Genomic DNA, 16726 nt, shown 5'->3' on the forward strand with positions numbered 1-16726 from the left:
ATCCTGAATATTGTTGACTGCATGCTTCTGGCGACATCGCTGTAAAGATCACTGACGACGGCGGAACCGGCGTCGTGAAGCGTTCTACAAGACCCAGAAAAGCATTCGGCGCTGTGTTCAACAGCGCCGTGTGTGATTACTTGATCAGGCCAACCCGCGAGAAATTCGGCAGGCGGCTGAGTTTTGGTTCGGGCCAGCTCATCCAGACTGCAAAGGCCTTGCCGACAATATTCTTGTCGGGAACCATGCCCAGAAGATCCTTGGGAATACTCGGGTCATCCCAGTAGCGACTGTCATTGGAGTTGTCGCGGTTGTCGCCCATCATGAAGTAATGCCCGGCAGGCACGGTCCACTGATGGTCCGGAGTTGCACGAAAGCGGCTCATTTCCTTGCGGATCAGGTGCTCGACAGCGCCGAGTTTTTCCTTATAGAGCTCTGCACTGCCCAACGTACCTGGCTCGGAACCCACCAACTGCTCGGCCACCGATTGCCCATTGACGAACAGTCGCTTGTCGGCGGTGTAACGAATTTCGTCGCCTGGCAAGCCGACTACGCGCTTGATGTAGTTGACGTTCGGATCGCTTGGGTAGCGGAACACCATCACATCGCCGCGCTGCGGATCACCGACTTCGATGACTTTCTTGTCGATCACCGGCAAGCGGATCCCGTAAGAAAACTTGCTCACCAGAATGAAGTCGCCGACATCCAGGGTCGGCTTCATCGAGCCCGAAGGAATCTGGAACGGTTCCACCAGGAACGAACGCAGTACCAGCACGATGAACAACACCGGGAAGAACGATTTGCCGTATTCAACCAGCAACGGCTCTTTGTTCAGCTTCTCGACCACGACTACATCGGGCTGGCTGACGCTGCCCTGATAAGTGGCGATGGCTGCACGCCGGCGCGGTGCCAGAAAGAGCAGATCGAGCAACGCCAACAAACCGCAAACGGCGACAGCGATGACCAGCAACAGCGGGAAATTTAGTGACATAGGACCTAACTATCCAACCTGAGCACAGCAAGGAAGGCTTCTTGTGGAATTTCCACGTTACCCACCTGCTTCATGCGTTTTTTACCGGCCTTCTGCTTTTCCAACAGCTTGCGCTTACGGCTAACGTCACCACCGTAGCATTTGGCCAGTACGTTCTTTCTGAGCGCCTTGACGGTTGTCCGCGCCACAATCTGCCCGCCAATGGCGGCCTGGATTGCCACATCGAACATCTGCCGCGGAATCAGTTCTTTCATCTTCTCGGTCAACGCACGGCCTTTGTAGTGTGCGTTGTCACGGTGCACGATCAACGCCAGGGCGTCGACTTTCTCACCGTTGATCAATACATCCAGCTTGACCAGATTAGCTGATTGATAACGATCGAAATGATAATCCAGCGAAGCATAGCCGCGACTGGTGGACTTCAGACGGTCAAAGAAGTCCAGAACCACTTCGTTCATCGGCAAATCGTAGGTCACCTGGACCTGGCTGCCCAGGAACAGCATGTCGTGCTGTACACCACGTTTTTCGATGCACAGGGTAATGACGTTGCCCAGGTGCTCTTGCGGCACAAGAATATTGGCCCGCACGATCGGCTCGCGCATGTCTTCGATGGCCGACAGATCCGGCAGCTTGGACGGGTTATCGACGTAAATCGTTTCACCGCTCTTGAGCAACAGCTCGAAAATTACCGTCGGCGCCGTGGTGATCAGGTCCAGGTCGTACTCGCGCTCCAGGCGCTCCTGGATGATTTCCATGTGCAGCATGCCGAGGAACCCGCAACGGAAGCCGAAGCCCAGCGCGTCAGAGCTTTCCGGGGTGTACTGCAAGGAGGAGTCGTTCAGCGTGAGCTTTTGCAGGGCCTCACGGAAATCTTCGAAGTCATCGGAGCTGACCGGGAACAGACCGGCGTACACCTGCGGCTGAATGCGTTTGAAACCTGGCAATACGTCGACGTCCGGCGTCGAGCTCAAGGTCAGGGTGTCACCGACTGGCGCGCCGTGAATGTCCTTGATACCGGCGATGATGAAGCCTACTTCACCGGCTTTCAGATCAACGGTAGCGGTGTGTTTCGGGTTGAATACGCCGACGCTGTCCACCAGGTGGATCTTGCCGGTGGATTTCACCAGAATCTTGTCGCCCTTCTTCACGCGGCCGTGGCGCACGCGAACCAGGGACACAACGCCCAGGTAGTTGTCGAACCAGGAGTCGATGATCAACGCTTGCAGCGGATCTTCGATGTTGCCGGTCGGCGCAGGAATGGTGTGAACCAGACGCTCAAGCACTTCATCGACGCCCAGACCGGTCTTGGCACTGCAGGTGACCGCGTCGGTGGCATCGATGCCGATGATTTTTTCGATTTCTTCTTTAACGCGGTCTGGATCGGCCTGTGGCAGGTCGATCTTGTTCAGTACCGGCATGACCTCCAGGCCCTGCTCGATCGCCGTGTAGCAGTTGGCTACCGACTGGGCCTCAACGCCTTGGCCGGCGTCGACCACCAGCAGCGCGCCTTCACAGGCCGCCAGCGACCGGCTGACTTCATAGGTGAAGTCAACGTGGCCCGGGGTGTCAATGAAGTTCAACTGGTAGTTGATGCCGTCTTTGGCCTTGTAATACAGGGTTACGCTATGTGCCTTGATGGTGATCCCGCGTTCACGCTCAAGGTCCATGGAGTCCAGTACCTGGGCTTCCATTTCGCGCTCGGCCAGGCCGCCGCACATCTGGATGAAGCGATCGGCCAGAGTCGACTTGCCATGGTCAATGTGGGCGATGATGGAGAAATTGCGGATATGACTCAAATCACTCACGGATCAACACTCAAAAAGGCTGCAGGCATAGCCCGCCGAAAAATAGCCGGGAATTGTACCTGATACACCGAGCAAGCGTCACGTTTGCCTGCGCTCGGCTGCGTAGCAGTTGTAACTTCAGTTCCTTTGATCAGCCCGCAGCGGGGTAGCAAGGCTTTACAAAAAAAACGCCCCGATCTTTCGACAGGGGCGTTTTTATTCAGCCAGCGCAGGGCAAAGCCCGCTATCAACCGGCTCGGCGCAACAACCAGGCCCCGGCCAGCGCACAGATACCGGCCGGCACCAATACCGCGAACAATGGCGAGAAACCGAACACCAGACTCGATGGCCCCAGCAGATCCTGAGCGATACGGAAGGTAAAGCCCACCAACACACCAGTGAATACCCGTTGACCAAGGGTTACCGAGCGCAACGGGCCAAAAATGAACGAAATAGCCATCAGCACCAGCGCGGCGGTGACCAAGGGTTGCAACACCTTGACCCAGAACGCGAGCCAGTAGCGACCGTTGTTCAAGCCCTGATCGGCCAGATAGTGGATATAACTCCACAACCCGGTGATAGACAGCGCTTCCGGCACCATCACGACCGTATTAAGCAGTTGCGGGCTCAACGCCACGTCCCAGCGCTCCTCGGGAGCCGTGACGACCTCGGTGCTGCCATCATGGAAAAGCGTCGTGGTCACACCACTCAACTGCCAATGGTCCTTATCGAATTCCGCGCGCTTGGCGAAGCTCGAAGTGAGCATATGACGCTGATCGTCAAAACGATAACGGGTCACGCCAAATAGCAGACCATTGGGCTGCACGGCGTTGACGTGAATGAACTCATCGCCCTGACGGTGCCACAAACCATGTTTGGCACTTTGCGCATCACCGCTACCCTGAGCCAGGGAGCGATTGGCCTGTGCCTGGCTTTCAGTGGCCGGCGCAACGTATTCGCCGACCAGAACCCCAACCAGCATCAACACCAGCATTGGCTTCATCACTGCCCAGACGATACGACCGATGGACACGCCAGCGGCGCGCATGATGGTCAATTCGCTGGCGCTGGCCAGGCTGCCCAGCCCGATCAGGCAGCCGATCAAGGCTGCCATTGGCAACATGTCGTAGACACGCCGCGGCGCGGTCAGCAATACGAAGCTCAAGACGTCGACCAAGGTGTAGGTATCGGTGACGTCGGTCATCTCGTCGATGAAGGCAAACAATGACGCCAGACCGAGAATGACCCCCAACACTCCCACAATGGCTACGAACACGCTTCTACCGATGTAGCGATCCAGCTTATCCACGGGCCATCTCCAGCACACTACGGCGACTCGCCAGCTTCAAGCGCAACGGTTCCCAGTACAGCAACCCCAGACCAACGGTCAGGAAGATCGCGTGCACCCACCACAACCCCAGCGCCGCCGGGATCTTGCCTTTTTCCAAGGCGCCACGGGCCGCAATCAGGATGGTCAGATAAGCCATATAAAGAAGAACCGCCGGGAGCAGCTTGAGGAAACGACCTTGCCGCGGATTGACTCGTGACAACGGCACCGCCATCAGTGTCACGATAAACACCAGCAACGGCAGGGAGACTCGCCACTCCAGCTCGGCACGCGCACGAAGATCCGGATTACCCAGCAGATCGCGGGTCGCCATCGCATCGCGATCGGTCACTTCTTCGCTCACATCCGGCTTGGACAGCAGCACTCCATAGGTGTCGTACTTGATGGCGCGGTAGTCGGCCTGCCCCGGATTACCGTCGTAGCGATAGCCATTGTCGAGGATCAGGTAGCGGCTACCATCCTCTTTGACTTCCTGACGCCCCTTCTGCGCAACCAGCACGGAAATGCCACGATCCTTCTTGTCAGTGGACATGCGCTTTTCCGAAATGAATACGCCGCCCAAATTGGCACGATCATCGGACAGTTGCTCGGTGTAGGTCACACGCGTCTCGTCACGCAAGGCCTGAAAGCGACCCGGCACCAGCGTGTCGAACTCGGTCATCGCATCCTGCTTATTGAGCAGCAACTGAAACTGCTTCGCACCCTGCGGCGCCAGGCTAAGGCTCAGCCATGCAACCACCAGCGCAACCAGGACGGCCGGGACCATGGTCATGCCCAGCAGACGCTGCTGGCTCATGCCCGTGGCCGAGAGCACTGTCATTTCGCTTTCAAGGTACAGACGGCCGTAAGCCAGCAGGATCCCGAGAAACAGCCCCAAAGGCAGAATCAGCTGCAGGAAGCCGGGCAGGCGAAAACCCATGATCAGGAACAGCGAACCCGGGTCAAGGGCGCCGGAAGCTGCCTGAGCCAGGAATTTGATGAAGCGCCCGCTCATGATGATGACCAACAACACAGCGCTGACGGCGCTCAAGGTCAACAGGACTTCGCGGGACAAATAACGGAAGACGATCAAACCAGACACTCCAGGGTTGTCAGGCTAAGGCGGCCAAACAAGCAAACGTATCGAGCTGGCTCGTGAAGCTGAGCCGCTGAAAAAGCTGGCGCATTATCCTGTGATTGAGCACGCCTGTCACTGCGCAAGCTCAAGCTGGCACGCAAAGCGCTGGAGATCGCTCATGGGAGGGTTGTCAGCCTCGGGCAGCGAGGTTCAAACTGGCGGCTTTGTCGCTGGTACGTACTGGCGCACTTCTCTTTATAAGCAAGTTTTATATAGATAAGCCAAGCGCACACCATTGAGCGGTGCGCACTTTGACCATTTATTCAGGGACCCGGACATGGAACTGGTTGTAAAAAGCGTTAGCCCAGAAACGTTGAAAACCGCCACTCTGGTGGTCGCCGTCGGCGAAGACCGCACGCTCGGCACTGTCGCCAAACAACTCGACGAACTCAGCGGCGGCGCCATCAGCGCAGTCCTCAAGCGCGGCGACCTGGCCGGCAAAGTGGGCCAGAGCCTGTTGCTGCATAGCCTGCCGAACCTCAAAGCCGAACGCGTGCTGCTGGTAGGTATCGGTAAAGATGCCGAATTGGGCGACCGTCCTTTCCGCAAAATCATCAGCGGCGTGCTGAACACCCTCAAAAACCTGGGCGGCAGCGACGCGGTACTGGCCCTGGACGAAGTGATCGTCAAAGGCCGTGACAGCTACGGCAAGACGCGCCTGCTGGCCGAAACTCTGGTGGATGGTGAATACCTCTTCGAGCAATTCAAGAGCCAGAAAACCGAACCGCGCGCCCTGAAAAAAATCACCCTGCTGACCATCAAGGCGGCACAAGCCGAAGTCGAACGCGCCGTAAGCCACGCGCAAGCGATCGCCACCGGCATGGCTTTTACCCGCGACCTGGGCAATCTGCCGCCAAACATCTGCCACCCGAGCTTCCTCGCCGAACAAGCGAAAAACCTCGGCAAGGCGCACAAAGGCCTGAAAGTCGAGATTCACGACGAGAAGAAAATCAAAGAACTGGGTATGGGCGCGTTCTACGCCGTAGGCCAGGGCAGCGATCAACCGCCTCGCCTGATCGTCATGAACTACCAGGGCGGCAAGAAGTCCGAGAAGCCATTCGTACTGGTCGGCAAGGGCATCACCTTCGACACTGGCGGTATCAGCCTCAAGCCTGGCGCCGGCATGGACGAGATGAAGTACGACATGGGCGGTTCGGCCAGCGTTTTCGGCACCCTGCATGCCGTGCTCGAACTGAAACTGCCAATCAACCTGGTGTGCATCCTGGCCTGCGCCGAGAACATGCCGAGCGGCGGCGCGGCCCGCCCGGGCGACATCGTCACCACCATGAGCGGCCAGACAGTGGAAATCCTCAACACCGACGCCGAAGGCCGTCTGGTGCTGTGCGACGCCCTGACCTATGCCGAGCGCTTCAAGCCACAAGCGGTGATCGACATCGCAACGCTGACCGGTGCTTGCGTCGTCGCTCTGGGGGCTCACACTTCCGGCCTGCTGGGCAACAACGACGAGCTGATCGGCCAACTGCTGAGCGCAGGCGTTCAGGCCGACGACCGCGCCTGGCAACTGCCGCTGTTCGATGAGTATCAGGAACAGCTGGACAGCCCGTTCGCCGACATCGCCAACATCGGCGGCCCGAAAGCCGGCACCATCACGGCCGCCTGCTTCCTGTCGCGCTTCACCAAGCAATACAACTGGGCGCACCTGGACATCGCCGGGACTGCCTGGACCAGCGGTGGCAAGGACAAGGGCGCCACTGGCCGTCCAGTTCCGCTGTTGACCCAGTACCTGCTGGACCGCGCCAAAGCCTGAAACTGAAGACCCTGCGCTGCGTCATCCCTGGATGACGCAGCGCAGGCGTCAGGACCCGCAATGACCAAAGTCGACTTTTATATTCTGCCCAGCGCCGATCCGTCCGCGCGCCTGGACTTCGCCTGCAAACTCACCGAAAAAGCCTGGCGCCTTGGGCACCGGGTCTATCTGCATTGCAGTGACGTGGCCCAGCGTGAGGATCTCGACGCCCGCTTGTGGAGCTTCAAAGGCGAAAGCTTTGTGCCTCATGGCCCCGCTGAAAACGAGCCGGACGGGCTGATTGTTCTCGGCTTGGGCCAAGACTGCGGACAACATCACGACCTGCTGGTCAATCTGGACCTGAAAGTCCCGGCATTCGCTCAGCGCTTCGCCCGTGTGGCAGAAGTCGTGGTCGAAGACCCTACTATTCGTCAGGCCGCGCGGGAGAGTTTCCGTTTCTACCGCGAACAGGGCTATCCTCTGCAAGATCACCGTCTACAGCGACTCTGAGCACCCGATGGACACTCCAAATCCGCTGCAAAAGTCCGCGCACCTGCTGGACGACCTCGAGTCGATCCGCCAACTGCTCGGCGATGACAACCTGCAACCACCGCTGCTGACCGAAACGGTTGCCAGCGATGTACAGATCCCCATGCTGTTTGACATGGTCGCAGGCAAGAAACCTGCCGAAACCATCGAAAACTCCACGGCACAACCGACGCCGGTATCGATCGCAGAGCCAGAGCCCGCCCCTGCATTGGCAGCAGCGCCGGTCGCCAACAAAGGCCCTGATGCCCTGCTGCATCTGGACAGCGAACTGCGTGCCGCCGCACAGCTGATCATGCAAGACGTGATCGACGACTTTGCCCCGCACATCGAAACCGAAATCAAACGCCGGCTCGACGCACGGATGGAACGGTTGTTGAGCCAGTATCAGTTCTGACCCCAAACACATCTCTCTTGTGGCGATAGGGTAAACCCCAATGCCCCCCTGTAGGAGCGAGCTTGCTCGCGATGGACCTGAGGACGACGCGTTCATTCCGACAGCACGCGTTATCGTTAACGTCCATCGCGAGCAAGCTCGCTCCTACAGGGCAATGCTGTTCAGTTAAGGAATTTCTGGCTCCGCACATTCCCTGTAGCAGCAGCCTTCGGCAGCTGCTACGGATCGCGTCGTCGCCTTAACTGAACAGCATTGCGCTCCTACAGGGGGGCATTAGGGCTTGCCGCCCTCGCCGCCAGCCTCCCCCCTATCGTTTTTTCTCCCTCCTGCTATCACCTCGCTCTACGCCCAATCGAACATCCCCGCTATACTTGCCGGCTTTTCCTGAATAAATGCCAATAGGGTCCCGCCGCGCATGGATAAGACCTACCAGCCGCACGCCATTGAAACTTCCTGGTACAACACCTGGGAGTCCGAGAATTATTTCGCTCCGCAAGGCGCGGGCGATTCCTACACCATCATGATTCCGCCGCCGAACGTCACTGGCAGCCTGCATATGGGCCATGGTTTCAACAACGCGATCATGGACGCCCTGATCCGTTTCCGCCGCATGCAGGGTCGCAATACCCTGTGGCAACCGGGCACCGATCACGCCGGTATCGCCACACAAATGCTGGTGGAGCGTCAGCTTGAAGCTCAAGGCCAGAATCGCCATGACCTGGGCCGCGAAAAATTCCTCGAAAAAGTCTGGGAATGGAAGGATCAGTCCGGTGGCAACATCAGCCGCCAGATTCGCCGCCTGGGTTCGTCCGTAGACTGGAGCCGCGAGCGCTTCACCATGGACGACGGTCTTTCGGAAGCCGTTAAAGAAGCCTTTGTGCGCCTGCACGAAGACGGCCTAATCTACCGTGGCAAGCGTCTGGTCAACTGGGACACCAAACTGCACACGGCGATTTCCGACCTCGAAGTGGAAAACCATGACGAGAAAGGCTTCCTGTGGAACCTGCGCTACCCACTGGCCGACGGCGCCAGGACTGCGCAAGGTCTGGATTACCTGATCGTTGCCACCACGCGTCCCGAAACCATGCTCGGCGACGCCGCCGTCGCGGTGAACCCGGCAGATGAGCGCTACAAGGCCCTGATCGGCAAGTTCGTCGAGCTGCCGCTGGTTGGCCGTCGAATCCCGATCATCGCCGACGAGTATTGCGACCCGGAATTTGGCACCGGCTGTGTGAAAATCACCCCGGCCCACGACTTCAACGACTATGAAGTCGGCAAGCGTCACAATCTGCCGTTGCTGAACATCTTCGACAAGAACGCCGATGTACTGCCGGTCGCTCAGGTGTTCAACCTCGACGGCACGCTCAACGAGCAGATCGACGGTAAACTGCCCGCCGTGTACGCCGGCCTCAACCGCTTCCAGGCACGCAAGGAAATCGTTGCCGACTTCGAGGCTGCAGGCCTGCTGGTCAGCGTCGACGATCACGCCCTGAAAGTGCCGAAAGGCGACCGCTCCGGGACCATCATCGAGCCGTGGCTGACCGACCAGTGGTACGTCTCCACCAAGCCGTTGGCTGAACCGGCGATTGCCGCCGTTGAAGACGGCCGGATTGCTTTCGTACCCAAGCAGTACGAAAACATGTACTTCTCCTGGATGCGCGATATCCAGGATTGGTGCATCAGCCGTCAGTTGTGGTGGGGCCACCGGATTCCGGCCTGGTACGACGAATCGGGCAAAGTTTATGTAGGTCGCGACGAAGCCGAAGTGCGTGCCAAAAACAACCTTGGCCCGGACGTAGCGCTGCAACAGGACAACGACGTTCTCGACACCTGGTTCAGCTCGGGTCTGTGGACGTTCTCCACCCTGGGTTGGCCGCAGCAGACTGAGTTCCTGAAGAAGTTCCACTCCACCGACGTGCTGGTGACTGGCTTCGACATCATTTTCTTCTGGGTTGCCCGGATGATCATGCTCACCATGCACCTGGTGAAAAACGAAGACGGCACGCCGCAGGTCCCGTTCAAGACTGTCTACGTGCACGGCCTGGTCCGCGATGGCCAGGGCCAGAAAATGTCCAAGTCCAAGGGCAACGTCCTGGACCCGCTGGACATCATCGACGGCATCGAACTCGAAGCACTGGTGGAAAAACGCACGACCGGTCTGATGCAGCCAAAACTGCTGAAGAAGATCGAAAAGCAGACCCGCGACGAGTTTGCTGACGGTATCGCCAGCTATGGCACCGACGCCCTGCGCTTCACGTTCTGCTCGCTGGCCTCCACCGGCCGCGACATCAAGTTCGACATGGGCCGCGTCGAAGGCTATCGCAACTTCTGCAACAAAATCTGGAACGCCGCGCGCTACGTGCTCGATAAAGGCGAAGACTGCGGTCAGAACGGCGAAGACGTCGAACTGTCCCTGGCCGATCGCTGGATCATTTCGCAGCTGCAACGCACCGAAGCCGAAGTGACCCGCCAACTCGACCAGTTCCGTTTCGACCTGGCCACTCAGGTGCTGTACGAGTTCATCTGGAACCAGTATTGCGACTGGTACCTGGAACTCTCCAAGCCTGTGCTGTGGGACGAAAACGCGCCGATCGAACGTCAGCGCGGCACTCGTCGTACGCTGGTTCGCGTGCTGGAAGTCGCCCTGCGTCTGGCGCACCCGTTCATGCCGTTCATCACCGAAGAAATCTGGCAGCGCCTGGCGCCGCTGGCCGGTATCGAAGGCAAGACCATCATGCTGCAACCGTGGCCGGTGGCGAACGAGGCGCGCATTGATCCGGCGGCCGAAGACGATATCGAATGGCTCAAAGGCCTGATGCTCGGCACGCGCAACATCCGTGGCGAGATGAATATCGGCCCGGGCAAGCCGTTGCAGCTGTTCCTGAGAAACGTCAGCAGCGAAGATCAGCGTCGCCTGTGCGAAAACGATGCACTGCTCAAGAAGCTGGCCAAGCTTGAATCGATCACGATTCTCGCCCCAGGCGCCGAAGCACCGCTGTCCGCCACCGCTCTGGTTGGCGAGATGGAAGTGCTGGTACCGATGGCCGGCCTGATCGACAAGGCAGCGGAACTGGCGCGTCTGGACAAGGAAATCCAGCGCCTGCAAGGCGAAGTGCAGCGGGTCGGCGGCAAGCTGTCCAACGCCGCGTTCGTTGACAAGGCTCCAGCCGAAGTCATCGACAAAGAGCGCGCCAAACTGGCCGAAGCCGAACAGGCTCTGGGCAAGCTGGCTGAACAGCATGCGCGGATTGCCAGTTTGTAACGGCAAATCAGGCAGTTGAAAAAAGGGAGGCCCACAAGGCCTCCCTTTTTTTGTCGGCAAAATTGGCACGATTGCTTTTTGTAGGAGCGAGCTTGCTCGCGATGGTCGTCAACGATAACGCGTGCTTTCTGACGAAACGCATCAGCTTCAAGTCCATCGCGAGCAATCGAGCGTCGACCGGCTGCTCCTACAGGGGGTGCGTACAGCCATTGGCGAAGCCTGCGATCTTGGCGATCTCGCACCCGACGATAGATGTGGGACAATGCCCGTCACTTTAAGCCATACCCGAATCGACCTCGCCCATGACCGCCCCCAGCACACCCAAACCAGCGCGCAAAAAACCTAAACCCGCGACTACGCCCAAAGCCGTCGTACCCCGCGAGAAGGCCAGCCTGCATCCGCGCAATCGCCATCAGGGTCGTTACGACTTCCCGGCGCTGATCAAAACCACGCCGGAACTGGCGAAGTTCGTGATCATCAACCCGTACGGCAAGGAAAGCATCGACTTCGCCAGCCCTGACGCGGTGCGGGTGTTCAACCGGGCGCTGCTCAAATCGTTCTATGGCATCGCCCATTGGGATATCCCGGCCGACTACCTGTGCCCGCCGGTTCCGGGTCGTGCCGATTACGTGCACTTCCTGGCGGACCTGCTGGCCAGCGTCAACGATGGCGAAATCCCTCGCGGTGCGCCGGTCAAGGTGCTCGATATCGGCATGGGCGCCAACTGCGTCTATCCGCTGATCGGTTACAGCGATTACCGCTGGCACTTCCTCGGCTCGGAAATCGACCCGACGGCCGTAGCTGCCGCCAAAGCCATCGTGCAATCCAACGGGCTGAACAAAGCCATCCAGTTGCGCCAACAAAGCAATCCCAAGCACATTCTGCTGGGCCTGCTCGAACCCGGCGAGCGCTTTGACCTGACCATGTGCAACCCGCCATTCCACGCATCTATGGACGAGGCGACCAAGGGCAGCGAGCGTAAATGGCGCGCCCTGGGCCGCGCCGACCCAAAACGCAAACTGCCGGTGCTGAACTTTGGCGGTCAATCGGCCGAACTGTGGTGTGAAGGCGGCGAAGCACGTTTTGTGACGCAACTGATCGCCGAGAGCGCGCATTTTCAACACAAAGTGCTCTGGTTCAGCACCCTGGTCTCGAAAACCTCAAACCTGCCTGCAATCCAGACGGCGCTGAAAAAGGCCGGCGTACTGGAAAGTCAGGTCGTGGAAATGTCCCAAGGGCAGAAGCAAAGCCGCTTCGTCGCCTGGACCTTCCAGACTAAATCCGAGCAGCAGACCTGGCGCGAACGTTGGGCTCGCAAAAACTAAGTAACGGCTGAAACAGCGATTGACCCTGGGTCAATCGCAGAAATCGCAGGCACAAAAAAACCGTGTCCGGATTGCTCCGGAGCACGGTTTTTTTACTGCGTCTTACTTGTTAACAGCGTCAGTCAGGCCTTTAGCCACGACCAGCTTGATAACTTTCTTGGCAGCGATTTCGATGGCAGCGCCAGTCGATGGGTTACGGCCAGTACGGGCAGGACGCTCGGTCACTTTCAGCTTGCCGATACCTGGCAGAGTGATTTCGCCGCCGTTTTCCAATTGATCAGCAACGATTTGAGCCAGTTGGTCCAGAGCGTTACGCGCGGTGGTTTTCGGCGCGTCGATAGCTTCAGCGATATCAGCGATCAATTGGTCTTTAGTAATAGCCATTGTGGTGTTCCTTCCCTATCAAATTCATTTGGATTGCAGAGTGCAGTGTCAGCCATCGAGCCAGATCCTCAGGACTTGGCACCCCTGGCTACAACCACCACAGATCGGGGTTATAGATACCGGAAATGGGGTTTGGTTCGACCTGACAAATGCTGAATGCACGCTTAACGCCATTACTGCGCGTAAGACGGGGCAAAACTAGCACAGAGACGGGGAAATATCCGCCTCTACCTACCCATTTGGTCAGCTTTATCACACTAAAACCGTAAAAAAATGCATAACGCCGGTCAGACAGTCCCAAAACGACCGTCGAACAGCGCCAAAACCAATAGGTGCGGTACACTGGGCACTTTTTTGGGGGGCTCAACCCTCCCTATACGACCAGCCGAGAAGCCCATGCCGATCCGTCATTGCATCGTCCACCTGATCGACAAAAAACCCGACGGCACACCTGCTGTTCTCCACGCTCGCGACTCCGAACTGGCTGAGTCCGCGGCCATCGAAAACATGCTCGCCGACCTCAACGAGAGCTACAACGCCAAGCAAGGCAAGGCCTGGGGCTTTTTCCATGCCGAGTCCGGGGCGCATCCTTTCAGCGGCTGGCTGAAGGAATATCTCGACGGCGGCAAGGACTTCACCGCCTTCAGCCGAATCGCGGTCGAACACCTGCAAAAGCTGATGGAAGAATCCAACCTGTCGGTCGGCGGCCACGTGCTGTTCGCTCATTACCAGCAAGGCATGACCGACTACCTGGCCATTGCCCTGCTGCACCACAGCGAAGGCGTGGCGGTGAACGCCGAGCTGGACGTGACCCCCTCGCGCCACCTTGATTTGGGCCAGTTGCACCTGGCGGCGCGAATCAACGTCTCCGAGTGGCAGAACAACAAGCAGTCCAAGCAATACATCTCCTTTATCAAAGGCAAGAACGGCAAGAAGGTCTCGGAGTACTTCCGCGACTTTATCGGCTGCCAGGAAGGCGTCGATGGCCCTGGCGAGACCCGCACGCTGCTCAAGGCCTTCAGCGATTTCGTCGAAAGCGAAGACCTGCCGGAAGAGTCCGCCCGGGAGAAGACCAAGACCCTGGTGGACTACGCCAGCAGCCAGGCAAAAATGGGCGAGCCGATGGGGCTGGAGGAATTGTCCGAGCTGATCGACGAAGAGCGCCCGAAAGCGTTCTACGACCACATCCGCAATAAGGACTACGGCTTGTCGCCGGAAATCCCGGCAGATAAACGCACCCTCAACCAGTTCCGCCGCTTCACCGGGCGTGCCGAGGGTCTGTCCATCAGCTTCGAAGCGCACCTGCTGGGCTCGAAGATTGAATACGACGAAGAAGCCGGCACGCTCATCATCAAGGGCTTGCCGACCCAACTGACTGATCAGCTCAAGCGTCGCAACTGATGCTGAACGGGATCCTGAAGAAATTCCTGCTGATTCTGCTGGTGGTCGTGGCCTACCAGAACTGGGGGAAAATCGAGCGAGTGTTCAACCCGCAAGCGGTGGTGTCCGAGCAGACCCGGGCCAATGCCAGGGTCGTGCTCTACGCCACCGACTGGTGTGGCTACTGCAAACTGATCCGACGCTTCCTGGACCAGAAAGGCATCCCGTATAGCGAGTTCGACTTCGAGAAAGATGCCCAAGGGCGCAAGGCCTATGAGGCATTGGGTGGACGCGGGATTCCGATGCTGGACGTAAACGGCACCTTGATTCGCGGTTACAGCCCTGAAGCTATTTTGTCAGCGCTATAGGAGCGAGGCTTGCCCGCGATGAAGACAACGCGGTACATCTGAAAAAATGCGCCGTCTGCTCGCGGGCAAGCCTCGCTCCTACACATCCAACTCTATGCGCTCGACCTGTCAATCAACGTGCTTCAATCCGAAAGCCGAACCGCGGAAAGTGCACATGTACTACACCGCCCCGCTCGTCCTCGCGACGCAGGATCAACTCTTCGCGACCCGCAAACAGTAACTCGCCTGCGACCGGATCAACGCCATAGTCGATCGCGGCAATCACCACCTGCTGACCGGCCTTGAAACCATTCGGATCTTCGAACTGCTCGTCCGGCAAAGCGGCTGGCGTGGCCTGACGGGAAATTTCCAGCGCCTCTTCGCCGGTCATATCGCTCGATGCGCCATGGCCGAAGCCCATCACCCGGGCAAGCCAGGCGGACACCGCCGGGTACGCATCGACCAATGGCGCAGTAACCGGTGTGCCTTTGAGGAACCACAAGGGGTGGGCCATGGAGAAGTCGGCGATCGACGGTTCACCGAACAGGAAGTCGCCCTGCTCGCGCTGCAGTTGCTGCTCCAGACGGGCCATGATTGTCGGCCACTGATGCTTGGCCTGTTCGGCCGACAAGCGCGTGGCACTACCGCCACTGAAAAAACCGGCACGGTCGGCGACAAACGCCTTGATCGCTTCCGGCGACAATTTGGCGAAGCGCACCGCCACCGACTCTGGCTGGAACACCAGGCTGACCGCATGCTGGAAAACCACCGAATCGGCCCAGGTGGCGAACATCGCGGCGATCATTTCCTGACCTTCAGGAAACAGTGCCGGTGAGACTTTCTCTTGCTCGAGACGACGGGCAATCAACGCGGTGTCGCAATAGATATCAGCGCCAATCTGCAAGACTGGCGTCTTGCGATAACCACCGGTCAGCGCTGTCAGATCGGGTTTTGGCATCACCGGCGAGATCTTCACGGAGCGCCATGACAGGCCCTTGAAACCCAGCAACAGCCGGGTCTTTTCCGCAAAAGGGGAAGTCGGGTAATGGTGAAGAATCAGATCTGACATGCTCAAGTCCACCGCACGAGTAAGAGTCGCCAGCTTAGCGCGCAAATGGTAGGCGGCCTACCCATCAGCCTGATGGGACCTTATCAGTCAGATTGATAAAGCCTGTGGAGGCACTCGTCACCAGGCATTCCTTGGCGCTTTTCTTGAGTTTTTTAATCAGGCGTTCCTGACGCAGGGCTTCACCCTTGTCGCGGCAGACTTCCGTGTAAACCAGTGCCACCGCCGGGCTGGAAAGAAAGAACCGCGCGCCCTTGCCACTCTGATGCACCGCAAACCGTCGCACGGGATCATCGCTGATCCCGCAATACAGCGAACCATTGGCCGCGCGAACCAGATAGACGAACCATGGTTTGCTCACCGCGGGCTCTGGTTCGACGCTGTTGATGGAGGCTTCAAGGCTGCTGTTCACGTGAGGATATTGGCCTGCAGAAAACAAGCCGCAATCTTATCAGAGGCCAGCCTTTAACGACTGGCCTGGAAAGCCCTCAATCCCTTCAAGGCCTGGGTCCGGACGGCGTTTCTCACCAACGGTGTCCAGCCCAGCAACAAGCCCTTGGTGCCCAGCGCCTGCCGCGACCAGCGCCACAGATCGAAGTGGTCGTGGTGTTCACAGATCTTGCCATCGCGAAAAACGAACCGTGCCTGAATGTCGTTGACCACGGTGTTGCCGGTCTGACTGAATAGATAGGTCGCCACCCACTGGGCGCTACCGGTGCGCTCATCGCTACGGACATCGTCGAAGGTCAGAGAGAAGTTCTTGGCCCGAGTGGTCAGCATGCGCCACATATCGCCGGCATCGCGGCCGCGCAACTCGCCAAACGCAGGATCACTGAACACCACGTCCTCGGTGTAGCAGGCGCTCATGGCCTCGGCATCCAGCCGCTGGAAAGCGGTGTAGAACTCAGTGATCAATGCGCTGTGGGCATCACTCATAAACAGGCTCCGAAAAATCGAAAGGATGCCTGCACAATAGTCTGCAGCGCTCGGGAAAACTATCGGCATTCGTGGCGGGAATACCGATAGTGCGCC

Annotated in this window: 15 protein-coding genes; 7 read left to right on the forward strand and 8 right to left on the reverse strand. The window is 58.4% G+C overall.

The features are described from left to right. Nucleotides 1-136: 136 nt before the first annotated feature. From lepB to lptF, 4 genes are all read right to left on the reverse strand, one after another. Nucleotides 137-991 (reverse strand): signal peptidase I, encoded by an 855-nt coding sequence (gene lepB / locus AC07W5_RS10335; protein WP_494992487.1) that lies wholly within the window; start codon nt 989-991, stop codon nt 137-139. Between the two features lie 5 nt (nt 992-996). Next, entirely contained in the window at nt 997-2796 is a 1800-nt protein-coding gene (lepA, locus tag AC07W5_RS10340) for a translation elongation factor 4 (protein ID WP_494992486.1), read from the reverse strand. A gap of 226 nt (nt 2797-3022) precedes the next feature. Then, on the reverse strand, nt 3023-4084 hold the full coding sequence (gene lptG / locus AC07W5_RS10345) for an LPS export ABC transporter permease LptG (RefSeq protein ID WP_495010284.1): 1062 nt from the start codon (nt 4082-4084) through the stop codon (nt 3023-3025). Next, on the reverse strand, nt 4077-5195 hold the full coding sequence (gene lptF / locus AC07W5_RS10350) for an LPS export ABC transporter permease LptF (protein ID WP_494992484.1): 1119 nt from the start codon (nt 5193-5195) through the stop codon (nt 4077-4079). Before lptF ends, lptG begins: the two co-directional genes overlap by 8 nt. A 322-nt stretch (nt 5196-5517) precedes the next feature. Here lptF and AC07W5_RS10355 point away from each other — a divergent pair, with 322 nt between their 5' ends. From AC07W5_RS10355 to rlmF, 5 genes are all read left to right on the forward strand, one after another. After that, nucleotides 5518-7008: a leucyl aminopeptidase gene (locus tag AC07W5_RS10355; RefSeq protein ID WP_495023294.1), complete on the forward strand. Its 1491-nt coding sequence runs from the start codon at nt 5518-5520 to the stop codon at nt 7006-7008. A 60-nt stretch (nt 7009-7068) separates the two neighbouring features. Next, nucleotides 7069-7497: a DNA polymerase III subunit chi gene (locus tag AC07W5_RS10360; RefSeq protein ID WP_495023295.1), complete on the forward strand. Its 429-nt coding sequence runs from the start codon at nt 7069-7071 to the stop codon at nt 7495-7497. A gap of 7 nt (nt 7498-7504) precedes the next feature. Beyond that, complete coding sequence (locus AC07W5_RS10365) at nt 7505-7930, forward strand: DNA polymerase III subunit chi (protein WP_495023296.1); 426 nt, start codon at nt 7505-7507, stop codon at nt 7928-7930. Between the two features lie 415 nt (nt 7931-8345). After that, on the forward strand, nt 8346-11192 hold the full coding sequence (locus AC07W5_RS10370) for a valine--tRNA ligase (RefSeq protein ID WP_495023297.1): 2847 nt from the start codon (nt 8346-8348) through the stop codon (nt 11190-11192). A gap of 302 nt (nt 11193-11494) precedes the next feature. Next, the gene (gene rlmF, locus AC07W5_RS10375; protein WP_494995089.1) at nt 11495-12517 is read left to right on the forward strand and encodes a 23S rRNA (adenine(1618)-N(6))-methyltransferase RlmF; all 1023 of its coding nucleotides are present in this window, start codon (nt 11495-11497) and stop codon (nt 12515-12517) included. A 102-nt stretch (nt 12518-12619) separates the two neighbouring features. On the opposite strand, the gene AC07W5_RS10380 is transcribed toward rlmF, so the two are convergent. Continuing rightward, nucleotides 12620-12901: an HU family DNA-binding protein gene (locus AC07W5_RS10380; protein WP_003440137.1), complete on the reverse strand. Its 282-nt coding sequence runs from the start codon at nt 12899-12901 to the stop codon at nt 12620-12622. A 396-nt stretch (nt 12902-13297) separates the two neighbouring features. Between AC07W5_RS10380 and yejK the strand changes: the two genes are divergently transcribed. Continuing rightward, entirely contained in the window at nt 13298-14302 is a 1005-nt protein-coding gene (gene yejK, locus AC07W5_RS10385; RefSeq protein ID WP_494995091.1) for a nucleoid-associated protein YejK, read from the forward strand. Continuing rightward, complete coding sequence (locus AC07W5_RS10390; RefSeq protein ID WP_494995092.1) at nt 14302-14649, forward strand: glutaredoxin domain-containing protein; 348 nt, start codon at nt 14302-14304, stop codon at nt 14647-14649. The genes yejK and AC07W5_RS10390 overlap by 1 nt, the downstream gene beginning before the upstream one ends. Nucleotides 14650-14761: 112 nt before the next feature. Here the strand turns inward: AC07W5_RS10390 and AC07W5_RS10395 are convergent, their stop codons facing one another. The 3 genes from AC07W5_RS10395 to AC07W5_RS10405 form a co-directional block, all read right to left on the reverse strand. Further along, nucleotides 14762-15697, reverse strand: a complete 936-nt coding sequence (locus tag AC07W5_RS10395) for a glutathione S-transferase family protein (protein WP_495010279.1) — start codon at nt 15695-15697, stop codon at nt 14762-14764. A gap of 64 nt (nt 15698-15761) precedes the next feature. Next, nucleotides 15762-16106 carry a GIY-YIG nuclease family protein gene (locus AC07W5_RS10400; protein ID WP_494995094.1) on the reverse strand — a complete coding sequence of 115 codons (345 nt, stop codon included), beginning with the start codon at nt 16104-16106 and terminating at the stop codon, nt 15762-15764. A 53-nt stretch (nt 16107-16159) separates the two neighbouring features. Continuing rightward, nucleotides 16160-16630, reverse strand: a complete 471-nt coding sequence (locus AC07W5_RS10405; protein ID WP_494995095.1) for a nuclear transport factor 2 family protein — start codon at nt 16628-16630, stop codon at nt 16160-16162. Between the last annotated feature and the right edge of the window lie 96 nt (nt 16631-16726).

This window comes from Pseudomonas sp. GW821-FHT01E05, assembly GCF_059422425.1.

Bases quoted from the DNA above. Each gene is read 5' to 3' on its own strand.
- lepB (WP_494992487.1), bottom strand. From the start codon at position 991: ATGTCACTAAATTTCCCGCTGTTGCTGGTCATCGCTGTCGCCGTTTGC.
- AC07W5_RS10355 (WP_495023294.1), top strand. From the start codon at position 5,518: ATGGAACTGGTTGTAAAAAGCGTTAGCCCAGAAACGTTGAAAACCGCC.
- AC07W5_RS10360 (WP_495023295.1), top strand. From the start codon at position 7,069: ATGACCAAAGTCGACTTTTATATTCTGCCCAGCGCCGATCCGTCCGCG.
- AC07W5_RS10365 (WP_495023296.1), top strand. From the start codon at position 7,505: ATGGACACTCCAAATCCGCTGCAAAAGTCCGCGCACCTGCTGGACGAC.
- AC07W5_RS10370 (WP_495023297.1), top strand. From the start codon at position 8,346: ATGGATAAGACCTACCAGCCGCACGCCATTGAAACTTCCTGGTACAAC.
- rlmF (WP_494995089.1), top strand. From the start codon at position 11,495: ATGACCGCCCCCAGCACACCCAAACCAGCGCGCAAAAAACCTAAACCC.
- AC07W5_RS10380 (WP_003440137.1), bottom strand. From the start codon at position 12,901: ATGGCTATTACTAAAGACCAATTGATCGCTGATATCGCTGAAGCTATC.
- yejK (WP_494995091.1), top strand. From the start codon at position 13,298: ATGCCGATCCGTCATTGCATCGTCCACCTGATCGACAAAAAACCCGAC.
- AC07W5_RS10390 (WP_494995092.1), top strand. From the start codon at position 14,302: ATGCTGAACGGGATCCTGAAGAAATTCCTGCTGATTCTGCTGGTGGTC.
- AC07W5_RS10395 (WP_495010279.1), bottom strand. From the start codon at position 15,697: ATGTCAGATCTGATTCTTCACCATTACCCGACTTCCCCTTTTGCGGAA.
- AC07W5_RS10405 (WP_494995095.1), bottom strand. From the start codon at position 16,630: ATGAGTGATGCCCACAGCGCATTGATCACTGAGTTCTACACCGCTTTC.